This is a genomic window from Bordetella sp. N (assembly GCF_001433395.1).
In the GTDB taxonomy this organism is placed as follows: Bacteria; Pseudomonadota; Gammaproteobacteria; order Burkholderiales; family Burkholderiaceae_B; genus Bordetella_C.
In genome coordinates this window covers 1,568,642-1,584,932 of the sequence record NZ_CP013111.1, presented here as the reverse complement: position 1 = coordinate 1,584,932, position 16,291 = coordinate 1,568,642, and the positions used below count along the sequence as shown (strand labels likewise).

Sequence of the window (16,291 nt, the reverse complement as noted above, 5' to 3'; positions counted from 1 at the left end):
GTAGTTGGTTCGGTAATCGATTCGTTATTCGATGATGGGGCGGTCAAAGCCGGGCATCCTCGGCCAGGCGCAAGGCCCGCACAGGCAGGGTTTCCAGCCGCCAGACCTGATCACGCAGCGCCGCCATCCGCGCCGTGCCCAATACGGGACCGGCCAGTTCGGCGAACTTGTCATTCAGATCCGCGTCGGACAAGGGCGCCTCGGGATCGCCCTTGCGATACGGCGCATGGTGCTCCAGGGTCGCACCGGAATGCGTCGTCAGGCGGACCCGCGCGGCTCGCATGCTGGGAAAGCCCGCCGTCAATTCAGGATCCGCTTGCAGCGATACGCGTCCCATGAGGTCCCGCACCGAGCGATCCGCCATGCGTTGCGGCGTGAAGGCATCCAGGCGCGGCGAACCGTGCACGAAGGCATGCGACACCACATAAGGCAGGCTGAATTTGGCCTCATAGGCGGTGACAGGATTCAGGATGCCGGCCACATCCAGCGCCGGCTGGTAGGTTGCCACGTGGACCGCCGCGATGTCTTGCGGCTGCACGCCGCGCTCACGCAGCGCCAGCGCCGCGTCGATGGCGGCGAAGGTGTGGCCGCAGCAGCCGTGATTCTTCTGCGTGATGACGCGAATGTTGTAGCGCTCGCCCAGGCCATCGGTGGCGCGGCCCCAGTCGGGATCGCGCGCCAGGGCCGCGCCGAAGCCGACCTCGCCCTCCAGGATGTCCGGCACGCCGGTGATGCCATGCGCGGCGCCCTGCCCGGCCCGTACCCCCACCGCGGCCGCGTGGCCGGCGTGCAGCGCCTTGGTCATGGCATCGGACCTGAAGGCTTGCTGCAAACCGCTGGCGAAGGTGCCCGCGGTGGCCAGCGCGTGCCGCATCACGTCGGCGTCGCCCGGTTTGCACAAGGCGGCCGCGGCCGCCGCGCTGCCGAAGCAGCCTACCGTTCCCGTGGTGTGAAAGAAGCGATAGTGGGAAGGCTGCACGGCGGCGCCGATACGCGTGGAGATTTCGTAGCCGACGACGATGGCATTCAGCAGCACGCGGCCGTCGACATTGCCTGCCTCCGCCAACGCCAGTGCCGCAGCAATGGTCGGGCAGCCCGGGTGGTACACCGCATCCCGAAAGATGTCGTCGAACTCCACTGCGTGGGACACACTGCCGTTGATCCAGGCCGCGGTCGCCGGGAAGGCGGTCGTCCCATTGCCTGGCAAGCTGGCGGGTCCATTGCCCAGCTCGTCCGCGTGGGCGGCCAGCAATTGCGGGGATGGCGCCACCCGGGTGCCTGGATAAAGGGCCGACAGCCAGTCAAGAAAGGCACGCTTGGCATAGTGAAGGATGTCATCAGGCAGACGGGCCTGACTGTCGTGCGCGCCATAGGCGGCGATGGTATCCAGCAACATGGTGGTCTCCTGCGGCGCGCCGGCGAACGTGCGCGCTTCTGGCCCCACTTTAGTGGCAGCGGCCATGCCCAGGGTTGATGAAACGGAAAAGGAGCGTTCATCCTGGCAGGCAGCGGATTTGGAGATACGTCCCTTTCCCCTTTTTCAAACCTTGGGATGCACGGCATCCGTAAGCTGCTTGCTAGTGTCCTTCAGTACCGCAGTCGCAGTCGAAGCCGCAGTCGCAGCAACAATAATTCCAATCCAAGACACCGCTGGCGCAAGACCAGCCGCAGGAGACAAGCATGCGCGTAGACAACACCCCGCTGGGGTTTATCGGCCTGGGCGTCATGGGCGAACCCATGTGCGCCAACCTCGTCCGCAAGTCCGGCCACACCGTCCATGTGGCGGATCTGGAGCCTGCCCCCGTGGCGCGCATCGCCGAACTGGGCGGGCAAGCGCAGCAGGACGTGGCCGCCGTGGCACGGGCCGCGGAGATCATCTTCCTGTCGCTCCCCAGCATCGTGCAGGTGGAGCAGGTCTGCCTGGGTGCCGGCGGCATCGTGCAAGCCAAGGGCAAGGTCCACACCATCGTCGACATGAGCACCAGCGACGTCGCCCGCACCCGCCAATTGGCCGAGACCCTGCGCGGCCACGGCATCCTGTTGATCGATGCCCCGGTCGCCCGCATGCGCGAAGCCGCGCGCCTGGGCACGCTCATGATCACCGTGGGCGCCACCCGGGAGAACTACGACAAAGTGCTGCCCTATCTGTCGTGCATGGGTAGCGACGTGCTGCTGTGCGGCGAAGTGGGTTGCGGCCAGGTGGTGAAGATCATGAACAATATGGTCGTCTTCATGACGGTCCATGCCCTGGCCGAAGCCATCACCATCGGCCGGCGCGCGGGCGTGGACGGCACCTTGTTGATGGATGCCCTGAGCCAGGGCTCGGCGGACAGCTTCGCGCTGCGCAATCCCGGCAAGAAGGCGCTGGCCGCTGAAACCTTCCCGGAGAAAGCCTTCCCCACGGAATACGCCATCAAGGACATCCGCCTGGCGCTGGAACTGGCACGCCAGGGTCAGGTCGACGCCACGGCCGCGACCTTGACGCATGATCTGCTGGAACGGACCCGCGCGGCCGGCTACGTCAAAGAGTATTACCCCGTCATGGTGAAGCTGATCGAGGAAGCGAGTGCATCATGACACCCCTTCCCTCACGCCGCGGGGCGCTGGCCCTGCTCGGTAGCGGCTGCCTGTGCGCCGCGCTCGCCACCGCGCCGGCCATGGGCGCCAGCTACCCTGACAAGCCGATTACCCTGCTCATAGGTTTCACCGCCGGCGGCCCCACCGACGCCGTGGGCCGCTATCTGGCGCGGCAACTGGAAACCGAACTGCACCAGACCGTCATCGTCGAGAACCGCGCGGGCGCCAATGGCGTCGTGGCGGTGCAGGCCGAGCGGCGCGCACCCGCCGACGGCTACACACTGATGCTGGGAAGCAGCGGTACCTTGTCCATCGAGCCCGTGTACAAAAAACGGGTCGACTACGACGTCATGCGGGATTTCCAGCCGGTCGCGCTAGTGGCCGGCTATCCCTATTTACTGGTCGTGCCCGCCGGATCGCCTTATCAAGACATCCCCGCCTTGATCGCCGGCGCCCGCGCCAAGCCCGGCACCTTGAGCTTCGCGTCCGCCGGCAGCGGCGCGGTCAACCACCTCGCCGGCGAATGGTTCCGCAGCGCCGTCCACATCGACATCACGCATGTCCCCTATAAAGGGGATTCCGCCGCCATCGCCGACCTGGTGGCGGGCCGCGTGGACATGGCCTTCCTGAGCGCCATCGCGGCCATGCCACAGGTAAAGGCCGGCAAGATGCGCGCCCTGGGCATCGCCACCGCCCAGCCGTCCGACATCGTGCCGGGTGTTCCCACCGTCGCCCAGGCCGCGGGCATACCTGGGTTCACGGCCGAGCCCTGGAACGGCATCCTTGCGCCCAAGGGCCTGGACCCGGCCATCACGCAACGCCTGAACACGGCGGTCAACAAGGTGATGGGGACGGCCGACGCGCGCGCGGCGCTGTTTCAACTGGGGCAATACCCCTTGACCGGCAGCCCCGCGGAGTTCGCTGCCCATATATCCAAACAGACTGAACGCTGGAGACAGGTGATCAAGGACGGCAACATCGCGCAGGCCGACTGAGGCCGCCAGCCGCTGTTGCCACACGCTATTGCCGACCACCGCGGCGGGAGCCCGCAACGCCCCGTCGCCAGGGAAAACAAACCATCGGAGACTGACATGCCGCGTCCCATCCCCAACGCCGTGCGCAACGGCGCCCGTACCGCACTCCTTGCATCCGCCTTGTCTTGCGGCCTGGTCCAGGCGCAATCGCCCCCGTCATCCCAGACCGGCGACGTCATTTCCGACGGCATCGTCCGCATCGGCGTCCTGACCGATCTGTCCGGCGCGTATTCCGGCAACGTCGGGCCCGGCTCGGTGCTGGCGACCAAGCTGGCCATCGAGGATTTCGGCGGCAAAGTCCTGGGCAAGCCCATCGAGATGGTCAGTGCCGACCACCTGAACAAGGCCGACGTGGCGGCGTCGCGCGCACGCGAATGGATGGACCGCGACAAGGTCGACGTGATCACCGAACTGGGCAATAGCGCGGTGGCCCTGGCGGTGATGGGGATCGCCCAGGAGAAAGGCCGCATGACCATGGTGACCGGCGCGGGCGCCACCAGCATCACCGGCGAGAACTGCACCGCCAACAACGTGCAGTGGGTCTATGACACGTATGCGCTGGCCAAGGTGGGCACGGTGCCCCTGGTCGAAGCCGGCGCGCGCAAATGGTATTTCATCACTGCGGACTACGCTTTCGGCCACTCCCTGGAAAATGACGGCATGCGTTTCGTCAAGGACAGTCGCGGCAGCGTGGCCGGATCTTCACGCTATCCCTTCCCTGGCAATGACTTCGCGTCCTATTTGTTGTCCGCGCAGGCCAGCAAAGCGGACGCCGTGGCCTTTGCCAGCGCCGGCGCCGACCTGCAGAATGAAATCAAGCAAGCACGGGAATTCGGCCTGGCCGACCGGCAGAAGCTGGTCGCCATGCTGATGAGCATCACCGACGTTCACGGCGTCGGCCTGCAGGCCGCCCAGCGCATGACGTTCGCGGAAACTTTCTATTGGGACATGGACGACGAAACGCGGGCCTTCTCGCAGCGCTTCTTCAAAGTCCTGGGCAAGATGCCCACCGCCTTGCAGGCCGGACAGTATTCGGCGGTACTGAACTACCTGCGCGCGGTCGAGAAGTCGGGCACCGACAAGGTCGACGTGGTCATGAAGACCCTGCGCGACATGCCGATCCATGATGCGTACGCGCGCCATGCGCGCCTGCGCGAAGACGGCAAGCTGATGCACGATACCTATGTGGTCGAAGTGAAATCCCCGGAAGAATCCAAAAAGGCCTGGGATTACTACAAGATCATCAAGACCGTACCGGGCGATCAGGCCTTCATGCCGCTAAGCGAGAGCCGCTGCAAACTGGTCAAGCAATGACACGACGCGGGCGGCGCCGCCCGCCTGGTTGAACACGCTACTTTCGACAAGGATTGCCCATGCCGTATGACGATTTTCTAACCGAGGGGCTGGCCGCGGCGGTCAACCGCCAGGACCGGCTGGTCTGGCGGGGCCGCCATCTGCATACCCGGTTCCTGCTGGAAAACGGTCCCACCGCCCATCTGATTTCGATCGACGCCGGCCAGGTGCGAGCGGTGCGCCGCGGCCCCTTCGTCATGCCGCACTGGCAATTCGCCTTGCGCGCCGGCGCGGAAGACTGGGCACAATTCTGGAGCCCTGATCCCAAACCCGGTTATCACGACCTGATGGCGCTGATCCGCTACAAGCGCCTGCGCGCGGAAGGCGACCTTCACCCTTTCATGTCCCACCTTTTGTATTTCAAGGACGTGCTGGCTTGCCCGCGTCAAACAGGAAGCCAGCCATGAACAGCCCCGCCAGGCAATCCCAGGTTTCGACTGAAACGTTCTTCGAAGCCATCACGGGCCGCTATCTGCACCTGACCCTGCGGGGCCGTCCCCATCGCGTCTATGTGGAAGAAGCCGGCGCGGGGGTGCCCTTGCTATGTCTGCACACGGCCGGCGCCGACACACGCCAATATCGTGCGCTGATGAACGATCCGGAGATTCTGGCCCGCCACCGCGTCGTCGCCTTCGACCTGCCCTGGCACGGCAAATCGTCGCCCCCCGCCGGTTGGCGCGACGAAGCCTATGCCCTGACCACGCAGGATTACGCCGAGGCCGTCCTGGCGGTCGCCGACGCCCTGGCGCTGGACCGCCCTATCGTCATGGGCTGCTCGATCGGCGGCCGCATGGTGCTGCACCTTGCGCTGAAACATGCTGAACGCTTCGGCGCCGCCATCGGGCTGCAATCGGGCGCCCACGTGGAGCCCTACTATGACCTGGAATGGCTGGATCGCCCGGATGTCCATGGAGGCGAAGTCTGCGCCGGCATCGTATCGGGCCTGGTCGGACCGGGCAGCCCGGACGAACATCGCTGGGAGACGCTGTGGCACTACATGCAAAGCGGCCCTGGTGTGTTCAAGGGCGACCTGCATTTCTACACCGCGGACGGCGACATCCGCCAGCGGGTCGGCGACATCGATACCACCCGTTGCCCGCTATGGTTGCTGACCGGCGAGTTCGACTACTCCTGCACGCCACAGGACACGGAGTATCTGGCCCAACGCATTCCCGGCGCGCAGTGGCAGATCATGCAGGGCATGGGGCATTTTCCGATGAGCGAGGACCCCGAACGTTTTCTCGCCTATTTGCGGCCGGTACTGGCGTCCGCCACCAAGGCTTGCAACAGATCCGCCACGGGCGCCGTCAGTTGATCCGCATCCCGCACGCAGACGAAGAACTGACGCTCCGCCCAGGCATCACGCAGGCGCAACAACACCAGGCCCATCGCGTTCAAGTAATTGCGCGCGATGCCCTCGGGCACCACGCCTATGCCTATGCCTTCCCGGATCATGCGGCAGCGCGTCTCGAAATTCGAGACCTGTAGCTTGACATTGGGCGGACGCGACAGTGTCTGTCCCGCATAGGCAAGGAACTGTTCCAGGGAATGGCGCGGGAAGTAGCCCAACAGGTCATAGTCCAGCGCGTCTTCAAGATAAAGCTCGTTGCGATCCGCCAGCGCGTGGCCGATCGGCACGACCAGGCCCACCCGGTCGCGCCTAAACGGCATCGACGTTACGCCCGGTACCGGATGATCCGCGTGGTAGATACCGATATCGACGGCGCCATCCGCGATCATGCGGGGAATATCGAAGCTGTGCGCTTCCAGCAGGTCCACGCTGACCCCCTGCCGTCCAGCCAGGAAACTGCTCATCACGGCCGGCAGGAACTGCAGGATGGTGGAAGGATTGGACGCCAGGCGGATCTTGGCCTGGCCATTGGCGGAATAGCCGCTGATGGCCTGCTCGGTCAACTGCACGCCGCGCAAGATGGCCTTGGCACGTTGATACAGCAAGGCGCCGGCGGGTGTCGGCTCCACCCCGCGCCCATGCCGATGCAACAGCATCCGATCCAGGTGGCGCTCCAGTTCAGCGACGCGTTTGCTGGCCGCCGACGTCACGATGTTTTCGCGCTCGGCGGCCTTGGACAGGCTTTTTTCTTCGACCGCGGCGACAAAGATCGCCAGCGTGGGGATATCCAGCGTTTTCATAGCCGGACTATACCTTGCCGACCGCGCACCCGATGGCACACCCGATGGCGCGACGCAGCAAGTCCGCTTAGAGATACGCGGGCGTATCCGTCGACAGCGAAGCCTTCACTTCCCGGCTCAGTTCATCGATCAACAGTTCCTGCTGGTCGGCCTCGATGGCGCCGAGGATGCTGGCGGCGGCATCCGGCAAGGACGTCTTGGGCGCGTCGATGCCGGCCGTCATGTCGCTGTCCATGTATCCCACATGCACGTTCGTCACCACCGTATTCTGCTCCTTCAACTGGTGGCGTATCCCATTGCTCAAGGCCCAGGCCGCGGATTTTGAGACGCAGTAGGCCACCACCGGATCAATCGTCAGGAAACTCAGCACCGACAGCACATTGACGAGCGCACCGCCGCCATTGCGGCCGAGAATCGGCGCGAAGGCTTCGCTCACGCGCAGCACGCCGTACAGGTTCACGTCCAGCTGCTGCGCGAGCAGTTCCTCCGCATTGCCGCCCAAGGCCGGCCCACGCAAGCTGATGCCCGCGTTATTGATCACGATATCGACGTCGCCCGCTTCGGCGGCGGCGGCCTGCACCGTGGCCCGGTCCGTCACATCCAGCTTCAGCGCCTGGGCGCCCGGGATGCTGACCGCGCCGGGGTCGCGCGCGCCGGCGTAGACCTTGGCGGCACCCGCCGCCAACAAGGCCTGGACCAGGGCTTTGCCCAAACCGCGATTCGCGCCGGTCACCAGCGCGACTTTTCCTTTGATTTCCATGATCACTCCAGGTAGGTATATTTAGATTGTAGTCGACATCTAATTAAATCTCGTCTAAGATTTCCTTGTCAATAGATCTTTTGGCGGGCAAGCGAGTCAGCTCGATTCAACTGATAAGCGGCGTCCGCCCTTCATCGTCATGCGTAAGTCCCGAGAGGAAACCGCGCGCACCCGTGCGCTGATCGTCGCCACCGCCGCCGAAGAATTCCGCCGGACGGGCATCGGCGCGACCGGTCTGGCCGGTCTGATGAACGCCGCCGGCCTCACCCATGGCGGCTTCTACAAGCACTTCGCATCCAAGGACCAGCTGGTCACCGAAGCCTGCGCGTCGCTGATGATCGATGTCACCGACTCGCTGGCGCAGCGCGCCCTCAAGCAGCCGCCCGGCGAGCGCGTGGCCTGGTTCGTCAATAGTTATCTGTCGCCGCGGCATCGGGATGACGCGGCCCATGGCTGCGGCCTGGCCGCGCTGGGCGCCGAGCTGGCGCGGGGCACGGATGAGACGCGCGATGTCGCGGCGCAAGGCGTCAAGCACATGGTCGACGCCATCGCCGGGCTGTTCGACCCGCCGGGCGGTCCGGGCGCCCATGCCCGGGCGCAGACCTTGACCGCCGGACTCGTCGGCGCCATCACCCTGGCCCGCGCCGTCAACGATCCCGCCCTGGCGGACGAACTGCTGGCCAACACGGCCAAGACCTTGCTGGCCTCGGTCGCCGCGTAGAACGCACTGCAGCAATCAGCCCTGCATTAGGCACAGCACATGCTGTAGACGGACCACCCATCCGGCGCGCACGGCACGCCGTCCTCCTACGCATCTGTCGTGAAATTCCTAAATGTTCGAAGCCGTCTGGTTCCTCCTGATCGGCGGGCTCCTCATATTCATGGGGCTCGCGCGTAGCGTCATCGCCAGTCTGCCCATGACCGGCGCCATGGTTTACCTGTTGTTTGGTTTTGTGATCGGTCCGGCAGGACTGGGCATGCTGGACCTTGACCTGTACCGGGACGCCCACGTCCTGCGCATCCTGGCCGAGACCGGGCTGCTGATCTCATTATTTGCCATCGGCATGCATCTGCGCTTGCCCCTGGGCAGCGGGCGCTGGCGCCTGGTGCTGCGCCTGGCCTTGCCGGCCATGATCCTGACCATAGCCGCGATGACCGTGGTCGGGCACTACGCCTTGGGATGGCCCCTGGGCATGGCCTTGCTGGCCGCGGCGGCCCTGGCACCGACCGATCCGGTGCTGGCCAATGAGCTGCGGCCCCAGGAAGCGGGTGACGACGAGCCCTTGCGCTTCGCCCTGTCCGGCGAAGGCGGCGCCAACGATGGCGCGGCCTATCCCTTCGTCCTTATAGGACTCGCAGTCTGTAATCTGGGACATCCGGATGCGCAGTCGCCGGCCACCCTGGCCGCTTCGCTGATCTGGGGTGTGGTGGGGGCGGTCGCGGTCGGCTGGATCATGGGCACCGCCACCGAGGCGCTGGTCTCGCGCCTGCGTATCCGCTACGCGAAGGCCATGGGCTATGAAGGCTTCCTGGCGCTGGGCCTGATGTCGGCCTGCTATGGCGTGGCCCTGATGATCCACGGCTATGCTTTCCTGGCCGTGTTTACCGCCGGCGTGGCGCTGCGCCGCAAGGAGATGCATGAAACCGGCGACGCTACACCGCAGAATACGCTGGGCAACGTGGCGCACGGCGATATGCAGCAAGCCGCCAAGAACCCCGATCTGGCCCACGCTTATCTGGCCGAGTCCATGATGACCTTCTCCGTGGAACTGGAACACCTGGTCGAACTGGGCATGATGCTGCTTATCGGCAGCCTGGTCTCCACCTACTGGCGCGACATGTTGCAATGGCAATCGCTGGTCGTCGTGCTGGTCCTTTTCCTTATCGCGCGCCCGGCCTCCGTCTGGCTGTCATTGGCCGGCACTGGCACGGATAAGGTCCAGCGGCTGTTGGCGGGGTGGCTGGGCATCCGCGGCGTCGGCACTTTTTTTTACCTGCTGCTGGCCCTGGAGCACACGGATGCGGACAATGTGCGCCCCATCGCGCCCATATTGTTGGCGGTGATCGTGGCCTCCGTGTTTCTGCACGGCATCACCGCGTCACCGCTGCTGAAGCGCTATCTTCGCGCCATGGGCGGTCCCGGCAAGACACCGGACAATACGTGAGAGCGTGCATGGCAATCGCCCTGCTTGCCGCGACCTGAGCGGGAAGGCGGCGCCCTGCCCCTGCACGGCGCCATCGGCCTTTATCCCTGGCCCCATTCGGCCACGAACTGATCCCTGAAAGCCACCAGCCAGCGCGCCCGTTCCCGGGCCACTTCGCGCCCGGCTTCCGTCTGCATGGTGTCCGGCAGGCGCAGCAGCTTGCACTCGATGTGATCCAGGGTATAGATCCCGTCGTCAGCGGTGCGCTGCAAGGCCAGCGGATCCGTCGCATGGGCCAGGGCCCGGCCCAACTGCCCACCCACATGGAACATGCGGGCCAGGCCGACGGCGCCGAGCGCATCGAGCCGGTCCGCGTCCTGCACGATCTTCGCCTCTATCGTTTCCGGCACGATGCCCGCCGAGTAGCTGTGCGCCTCGATGGCGTGCGCCACGGCGGGCAGCCGCGCCTCTGGAAAACGCAAGGCGGCAAGCTGCGCTACCGCCGCTTGCGCCGACATGCGTGAAGCCTGGCGGCGGTCCGGATGGTTCTTCGGCAGATTCACCAGATCATGCAGGTAGGCCGCCGCCATCACCACCAGCGGGTCGGCCTCAGGCGAAGACGCCAGCAGCGTCCGCGCACTGGCCCAGACCCGCTCCAGATGATTCAGATCATGCGCGCCATCGTTGTCATCCGAGGCCGTGGCCAGGGCGATCAAGCGCGGGCGCCACAGATCCAGTTGCTCTTGCACGTGTGGAGTAGCGAAAAACGTCAATCCGCCCCCATCTGCACAGGATTGGGCTGGCGCTTCTCGATGTTCCACTTCAACAGCGCGGCGCTGCGGAAGATGCCGTGGGCGAACTTGCCGTAGGGCAACGTCAGGAACAAGGCCATGACGGGGCCCAGGTGCAGGGCCAGCAGCAAGCCCATGGCACTGGTGTTGCGCCCCACCAGCAAGGCCAGGCCGGTGATGGACACCAGCAGCAGCAAGGCGATGAAGCCGCGATCCATGGTCTTTTGCCCGGCGTCGCCATGCAAGGGACTACGTTGCAAGTTCAACCAGAACAGGCCCGCGGGTCCGATGATCAGGCCAATACCGCCCAGGGTCCCCAGCACCACCGGCAGGCTGGTGTAGCCGTACGGCGCATGCAGGTCCAGGAAGTAGTGATAGAACGTGGCCACGCACGTCGCCGCGAAACACAGCATGAAGCCGTAGAACGTGAAGTGGTGGAAACGCCGCCGCGCCAGGGTGAAAGCATCGCTGGACTCGTTGCAACCCTTGCCATGGCCGCCATCCAGATAGCGCAAGCGCAGCGCGTCATGCGCGGCTTCCGCCACCGCCGGCCCGCTGGCCGTGCCCGGCGACACATTGCGCCAGAAGCGGCGGACGCCCATCCCCAAGGCGAAGATCGCGAACAGGAAGACCACGCCAAACAACACCGCCAGCGTGTTGTGCGGGAAGATGGCGTAGAAATTGCCCGCCAAGGGCGCATGGAACAAGGAGCCCGTCGACACGATGGCCAGGATCAGGAACAGCGCCAGGCCGAAGGCAGTCGCCAGCGACAGGGTCAGGCCATTGCGCTGGTATAGGGTGCCCAGCGCCGCCGGCCACGCGTAGTCCGTGTAGGTCTGCTTGCGCACCTTGGCCATGGCCTGCGGCACGTTCACCGCGAACTCATGCGGCGGCGCGTACTGGCACGCGTGCAGACAGGCGCCGCAGTTGTGGCACAGGTTCGCCAGATAGTTGATGTCCGCCTTGCCGAATTCCAGGCGTCGCGTCATCGCGGGGAACACCGCGCAGAAGCCTTCGCAATAGCGACAGGCATTACAGATCTGCATGATGCGCGCGACTTCGGTCTCGTCCGCGGTGTCGGGCCCCAGGTCCTCGCCCTTGCGGACGAACTTGACCGGGGTTTCCTTCATGCCGCCGCCAGCCGGCGCGACCTGATCGAGATTGAGCGTGGTATTGGCCTGGCGCACGAGGGCTTCAAGCTGTTTCAAGGGAAGCTCCCATGGAATTGGTTTTATTCTGGCCAAGCGCGGCTTGCGCGGCCTGCGTGCCGGCGATGCGGCCGAATGCGGTGCCGATGGACATGCCCACGCCAGCCGTGTAGCCCTTGCCCAGGACGTTGCCGGCCATCATTTCACCAGCGACGTACAGGTTGTCGCTGGGCACGCCGTTGAAATGCACGGCAGCCTTGTCATTGACCTTCAGGCCCAGGTAGGTGAAGGTAATGCCCGGCCGCAACGGATAACCGTAGAATGGCGCGCGGTCGATGGGCCGTGCCCAGTGGGTCTTGGCCGGCGCGATGCCTTCCGTGTGACAGTCGTCCAGAGCCGTGTGGTCGAACTTGCCGACCTTGCACGCGGCGTTGTACTCATTCAAGGTCGCCATGAAGGTGGCGCGATCCAGGCCCAGCTTGTCCGCCAGCTCTTCCAGCGTGTTGGCCATGGTGCCCGGGAATACCGGCGGCATGAAACGGCCGATGGCCTTGCTGTCGATGATGGAAAAGCCGATCTGGCCCGGTTGATTCGCCACCAGGCGCCCCCAGATGGCATAGCGTTTGGGCCAGAAGTCCTCGCCTTCGTCATAGAAGCGCTTGGCATCGCGGTTGACCACCACGCCCAGCGACACGCAGTCGATACGGGTGCAGATACCGCCGTCGTACAAGGGCGCGCGGGCATCGATGGCCACGCAATGCGACTGCGACGGATCGCCGATGATGTCGGCGCCGGCATCCATCATGAACTTCAGCAGCACGCCCTTGTTGAAGCGCGTGCCGCGGATCAGGAAGTTGTCGGCGGGCCATTCGCCGCGCTCGTTCTGGCCCCAGGCCTCGCGCAGCCATTCGATATTCGATTCGAAACCGCCGGCGGCCAGCACACAGGCCTTGGCCTCGATCCGCTCGCCCTTGACGTAGGCCGCAACGAAACGGCCGTCTTTCAGTTCAAGACGATCGACCGGCGCGTTGTAGCGGATCTTCACGCCCAGCGACTCCGCGCTGCGGAAGTACGCGTTGACCAGGGCCTTGCCGCCGCCCATGAAAAACGCGTTGGTGCGGGCCACGTGCAAGGCGCCCGACAAGGGCGGCTGGAAATTCACGCCGTGCTTGCGCATCCAGTCGCGGCACGACGAGGACGCGCGAATGACCAGGCGCGCCAGATGCTCGTTGGTAATCCCGCCCGTCACCTTGAGCAGATCCTGCCAGAATTCTTCTTCCGGATAGGCTTCGACGAGCACGTCCTGCGGCGCGTCATGCATGCAGCGCAAATTGCGCGTGTGCTGGGAATTACCGCCGCGCCACTCCTTGGGCGCGGACTCCAGCAGCAACACGCTGGCGCCGGCTTCGCTGGCCATCAGGGCCGCGCACAGGGCCGCGTTGCCGCCCCCTATCACCAATACATCCACCATGGCTAGTGTGTCCTCCTTGAACAGGGTGGCACTGTAACCAGACGGTCACGCGGCCGCCAGAACGCGCCGGACAAGGGGTCTTCAAAAAATGTGAAGACGCTCTGCACATGGGGCCTCGGGCCCGACGCGGACATATTGCCGGTCACGCCGCCGCGTACAGGGTGGCCCCGGGCCAGCCGCCCTCGCGCACCAGGGTCCGCGCCACGTCGCTCAGCACCACGCGGGCGGCCAAGGCGGCGGGCGACAGTTCGTCCTCGGGCAAGCTCACGAGAAGATTGCGCCGCTGCAGATGATCGTCGCTCAATTGCAGGCGCGACATGGTCGGATCCACCGGCAAGGCGGCACCAGGCTGGATGGTCGCGACGTGCCCCACCCGCACCATCGCCATCAACATGGCCAGGCCATCGACCTCGGCGGCGATGTTCAAGGTGCGGCCGATGCGCGCGCAGGCCGTATCGATCAACTGCCGCAGGCCGTGCGCGGGACTGGGCAAGACCAGCGGGATCTCGTGCAAACCCGCCAGGGAGATATGTTCGCTCGTGGGCCAGCCCGGCGTGCTGGGCAGGCCCATCAGCAACAGCCGCTCGTCCAGCAAAGGCTGCACCGTCCAGCGCTGCGCGGCGTCGTTATGGAAGACGATGGCCAGATCCAGCTGCCGGGTGTTGAGCATGGTGGTCAGATGGCCCGACAGGCTCTCGGTCATGCGCAGGCGCACGTCCGGATAGCGTTGCTGCATGGCCTGGATGAAGCGCGGCGCCAGCACCGTGCCGGTGGTCGACGCCAGGCCCACGCTGACCTGGCCCGTCAGGCGCGCCTCGCGCGCCGCCATGGCCGCCGCGTCCGCGTGGCGTATGGCCAGTTGCGCCTGGCGCAGGAACGCCCTGCCCGCGTCGGTCGGCACCACGCCGGTGGACGTGCGTTGCAGCAGGCGGGTGGCGAGTTCGCTCTCCAGCCGGCTGATCTGCTGGCTCAGCGCCGACGTGACGATCCCCAGTTCAGCCGCTGCCCGGCCCATGCTGCCCAGCTCCACGACCCTGGCGAAAGAACGCAGTTGGCGTAGCTCCATGGCTGTCTTCACTATTTATGAAAACCGTATTTTTGCATGCAACGGTCAAATTGCCCGCCCCGTTTTCACAAACTTTGAAGACCTCTTCAGCCGGACCACCTTACGGGCCGCTGGCCGATGCCTATAATGGCGACCAAAATAACGTTTCATCGACGACAGAGACACTGACTTCACCATGCCGGCCACGCATAGGCGAGCAGGAACGGGCTCCCAGCATAAAGAAGCTCGGACCACGGCCTGATGCTCCCGGCACACTCCAGCCATCGCGACGACCAAAGAACGATAACGTTTCATTCCAATGGACTCAACCATGACGACTACCCCCCTGCACATAGACGGCCTGCCTCCCCTGGGAGCCCTGATCGACGGCCATTGGAAAGCCGACGGCCCCCGTTTCGTCGTCGATGACAAATTCAGCGGACGCCCCATCGCCGAAGTCGCCGCGGCCACCCGGGCCCAGGTCGCCGAAGCCGTGCGCGTCACCCGCGCCGCCGTCGATGCCGGCCCGCCGCCCCCGCACGATCGCGCCCAGGTCCTGCGCCGCGCCGCCGCCCTGATGGAAGGCTATCGCCAGCGCCTGGTTGACGTGATGGTGGCGGAAGCCGGCTTCACCCTCGCCGATGCCAGCAATGAAGTCGATCGCGCCATGGTGACCCTGAGCCTGTCCGCCGACGAAGCGCTGCGTCTGGTCGGCGACGTGGTGCCCTTCGGCGCCAGCCCCGGCGCACACCGCCGCATCGGTTTCACGCAGCGCTTTCCCGTGGGCGTGGTCTGTGCCATCACCCCGTTCAATTCCCCCTTGAACACCGTGCTGCACAAGGTGGCGCCCGCCTACGCCGCCGGCAACGCCGTGGTGCTGAAGCCCTCGGCCTTCACGCCCCTGACGGGCGCCCTGCTGGCCCAGTTGCTCCTTGAAGCCGGCATGCCGCCCAACTTCCTGGCCGTGCTGCAAGGCGAAGGCGACAGCGTCGGCGCCTGGCTGCTGGAAGAACAGGACATCGCCTTCTACACCTTCACCGGCAGCACGCGCGTGGGTCGCATCATCCAGCAGGCCGCCGGCCTGCGCCGCACGCAGATGGAACTGGGCAGCATCGCCAGCACCATCGTCTGCGCCGACGCCGACCTGGAACGCGCCATCCCCAAGATCGCCAATGCCGGCCTGCGCAAGGCCGGCCAGGTGTGCACGTCGGTGCAGCGCCTGTACGTACACCGCGATATCGCCGAGGAAGTGGGCCGGCGCCTGGCCGACTTCGCCAAGACCCTGCAGGCCGGCGACCCGCGCGACCCCGCCACCAAGGTCGGCCCCTTGATCAGCGAAGCGTCCGCCATCCGCGCGGAGAGCTGGCTGCGCGAAGCCGAACAAGGCGGCGCCCGCCTGCTGTGCGGTGGCCAGCGCGAGCGTTCGGTGATCACCCCGGCCGTCGTGACCCAGGCCCCGCAAGGCGGCCGGGTCTGGTGCCAGGAAGCCTTCGCGCCCCTGCTGGCCCTGCGTCCTTTCGAGGATTTCGAGGAAGCCGTGCGCGACGCCAACTCGACGCCTTTCGGCCTGTCCGCCGGTGTCTTCACGCAGGACATCGACCGCGCGCTGCGCGCCGCCGCCACCTTGCGCTTCGGCACGGTGCAGATCAACGAGACCTCCAGCGCGCGTTCCGACGTCATGCCCTTCGGCGGCGTCAAGGACAGCGGCTTCGGCAAGGAAGGTCCCGCCCACGCCATCCGCGAGATGACCGAAGAACGCCTGGTCGTCTTCAACCCCTGAATTCCCCGCAGCTTTTCATCACCCTGACAACGGACCC

Annotated in this window: 15 protein-coding genes; 8 read left to right on the top strand and 7 right to left on the bottom strand. The window is 65.5% G+C overall.

Annotated features, from left to right (window positions below; genetic code table 11):
• Positions 1-43: 43 nt before the first annotated feature.
• The gene (locus ASB57_RS06765; RefSeq protein WP_057651543.1) at positions 44-1,396 is read right to left on the bottom strand and encodes an MmgE/PrpD family protein; all 1,353 of its coding nucleotides are present in this window, start codon (positions 1,394-1,396) and stop codon (positions 44-46) included.
• Between the two features lie 284 nt (positions 1,397-1,680).
• Between ASB57_RS06765 and ASB57_RS06760 the strand changes: the two genes are divergently transcribed.
• From ASB57_RS06760 to ASB57_RS06740, 5 genes are all read left to right on the top strand, one after another.
• Positions 1,681-2,577, top strand: coding sequence for an NAD(P)-dependent oxidoreductase (locus ASB57_RS06760; protein ID WP_057651542.1), 897 nt, complete (start codon positions 1,681-1,683; stop codon positions 2,575-2,577).
• Positions 2,574-3,572 carry a tripartite tricarboxylate transporter substrate binding protein gene (locus ASB57_RS06755; RefSeq protein WP_057651541.1) on the top strand — a complete coding sequence of 333 codons (999 nt, stop codon included), beginning with the start codon at positions 2,574-2,576 and terminating at the stop codon, positions 3,570-3,572. The genes ASB57_RS06760 and ASB57_RS06755 overlap by 4 nt, the downstream gene beginning before the upstream one ends.
• A 96-nt stretch (positions 3,573-3,668) precedes the next feature.
• Positions 3,669-4,925, top strand: coding sequence for an ABC transporter substrate-binding protein (locus ASB57_RS06750; protein WP_057651540.1), 1,257 nt, complete (start codon positions 3,669-3,671; stop codon positions 4,923-4,925).
• A gap of 59 nt (positions 4,926-4,984) precedes the next feature.
• Positions 4,985-5,371, top strand: coding sequence for a hypothetical protein (locus tag ASB57_RS06745; RefSeq protein WP_057651539.1), 387 nt, complete (start codon positions 4,985-4,987; stop codon positions 5,369-5,371).
• Complete coding sequence (locus tag ASB57_RS06740; protein WP_057651538.1) at positions 5,368-6,279, top strand: alpha/beta fold hydrolase; 912 nt, start codon at positions 5,368-5,370, stop codon at positions 6,277-6,279. Before ASB57_RS06745 ends, ASB57_RS06740 begins: the two co-directional genes overlap by 4 nt.
• Here the strand turns inward: ASB57_RS06740 and ASB57_RS06735 are convergent.
• The gene (locus ASB57_RS06735; RefSeq protein ID WP_057651537.1) at positions 6,210-7,115 is read right to left on the bottom strand and encodes a LysR family transcriptional regulator; all 906 of its coding nucleotides are present in this window, start codon (positions 7,113-7,115) and stop codon (positions 6,210-6,212) included. The genes ASB57_RS06740 and ASB57_RS06735 overlap by 70 nt on opposite strands.
• Before the next feature lie 67 nt (positions 7,116-7,182).
• Entirely contained in the window at positions 7,183-7,875 is a 693-nt protein-coding gene (locus tag ASB57_RS06730; RefSeq protein WP_057651536.1) for an SDR family oxidoreductase, read from the bottom strand.
• Positions 7,876-8,014: 139 nt separating this feature from the next.
• Between ASB57_RS06730 and ASB57_RS06725 the strand changes: the two genes are divergently transcribed.
• Positions 8,015-8,596: a TetR/AcrR family transcriptional regulator gene (locus tag ASB57_RS06725; RefSeq protein ID WP_057651535.1), complete on the top strand. Its 582-nt coding sequence runs from the start codon at positions 8,015-8,017 to the stop codon at positions 8,594-8,596.
• Positions 8,597-8,708: 112 nt separating this feature from the next.
• The gene (locus ASB57_RS06720) at positions 8,709-10,040 is read left to right on the top strand and encodes a sodium:proton antiporter (RefSeq protein ID WP_057651534.1); all 1,332 of its coding nucleotides are present in this window, start codon (positions 8,709-8,711) and stop codon (positions 10,038-10,040) included.
• Between the two features lie 80 nt (positions 10,041-10,120).
• Here the strand turns inward: ASB57_RS06720 and ASB57_RS06715 are convergent, their stop codons facing one another.
• From ASB57_RS06715 to ASB57_RS06700, 4 genes are all read right to left on the bottom strand, one after another.
• Positions 10,121-10,768: an HD domain-containing protein gene (locus ASB57_RS06715; protein ID WP_156414076.1), complete on the bottom strand. Its 648-nt coding sequence runs from the start codon at positions 10,766-10,768 to the stop codon at positions 10,121-10,123.
• Between the two features lie 20 nt (positions 10,769-10,788).
• Positions 10,789-12,018 carry a tricarballylate utilization 4Fe-4S protein TcuB gene (gene tcuB, locus ASB57_RS06710; RefSeq protein ID WP_057651532.1) on the bottom strand — a complete coding sequence of 410 codons (1,230 nt, stop codon included), beginning with the start codon at positions 12,016-12,018 and terminating at the stop codon, positions 10,789-10,791.
• The gene (tcuA, locus tag ASB57_RS06705) at positions 12,005-13,429 is read right to left on the bottom strand and encodes an FAD-dependent tricarballylate dehydrogenase TcuA (RefSeq protein WP_057651531.1); all 1,425 of its coding nucleotides are present in this window, start codon (positions 13,427-13,429) and stop codon (positions 12,005-12,007) included. The genes tcuB and tcuA overlap by 14 nt, the downstream gene beginning before the upstream one ends.
• A gap of 142 nt (positions 13,430-13,571) precedes the next feature.
• Positions 13,572-14,495 (bottom strand): LysR family transcriptional regulator, encoded by a 924-nt coding sequence (locus tag ASB57_RS06700; RefSeq protein ID WP_057651530.1) that lies wholly within the window; start codon positions 14,493-14,495, stop codon positions 13,572-13,574.
• Between the two features lie 310 nt (positions 14,496-14,805).
• Between ASB57_RS06700 and ASB57_RS06695 the strand changes: the two genes are divergently transcribed.
• Positions 14,806-16,254 (top strand): aldehyde dehydrogenase family protein, encoded by a 1,449-nt coding sequence (locus ASB57_RS06695; protein WP_057651529.1) that lies wholly within the window; start codon positions 14,806-14,808, stop codon positions 16,252-16,254.
• Positions 16,255-16,291: the final 37 nt, after the last annotated feature.

Bases quoted from the DNA above. Each gene is read 5' to 3' on its own strand.
- ASB57_RS06735 (WP_057651537.1), bottom strand. From the start codon at position 7,115: ATGAAAACGCTGGATATCCCCACGCTGGCGATCTTTGTCGCCGCGGTC.
- ASB57_RS06745 (WP_057651539.1), top strand. From the start codon at position 4,985: ATGCCGTATGACGATTTTCTAACCGAGGGGCTGGCCGCGGCGGTCAAC.
- ASB57_RS06765 (WP_057651543.1), bottom strand. From the start codon at position 1,396: ATGTTGCTGGATACCATCGCCGCCTATGGCGCGCACGACAGTCAGGCC.
- ASB57_RS06695 (WP_057651529.1), top strand. From the start codon at position 14,806: ATGACGACTACCCCCCTGCACATAGACGGCCTGCCTCCCCTGGGAGCC.
- ASB57_RS06740 (WP_057651538.1), top strand. From the start codon at position 5,368: ATGAACAGCCCCGCCAGGCAATCCCAGGTTTCGACTGAAACGTTCTTC.
- tcuA (WP_057651531.1), bottom strand. From the start codon at position 13,429: ATGGTGGATGTATTGGTGATAGGGGGCGGCAACGCGGCCCTGTGCGCG.
- ASB57_RS06755 (WP_057651541.1), top strand. From the start codon at position 2,574: ATGACACCCCTTCCCTCACGCCGCGGGGCGCTGGCCCTGCTCGGTAGC.
- ASB57_RS06725 (WP_057651535.1), top strand. From the start codon at position 8,015: ATGCGTAAGTCCCGAGAGGAAACCGCGCGCACCCGTGCGCTGATCGTC.
- ASB57_RS06760 (WP_057651542.1), top strand. From the start codon at position 1,681: ATGCGCGTAGACAACACCCCGCTGGGGTTTATCGGCCTGGGCGTCATG.
- ASB57_RS06750 (WP_057651540.1), top strand. From the start codon at position 3,669: ATGCCGCGTCCCATCCCCAACGCCGTGCGCAACGGCGCCCGTACCGCA.
- ASB57_RS06720 (WP_057651534.1), top strand. From the start codon at position 8,709: ATGTTCGAAGCCGTCTGGTTCCTCCTGATCGGCGGGCTCCTCATATTC.
- ASB57_RS06700 (WP_057651530.1), bottom strand. From the start codon at position 14,495: ATGGAGCTACGCCAACTGCGTTCTTTCGCCAGGGTCGTGGAGCTGGGC.
- ASB57_RS06730 (WP_057651536.1), bottom strand. From the start codon at position 7,875: ATGGAAATCAAAGGAAAAGTCGCGCTGGTGACCGGCGCGAATCGCGGT.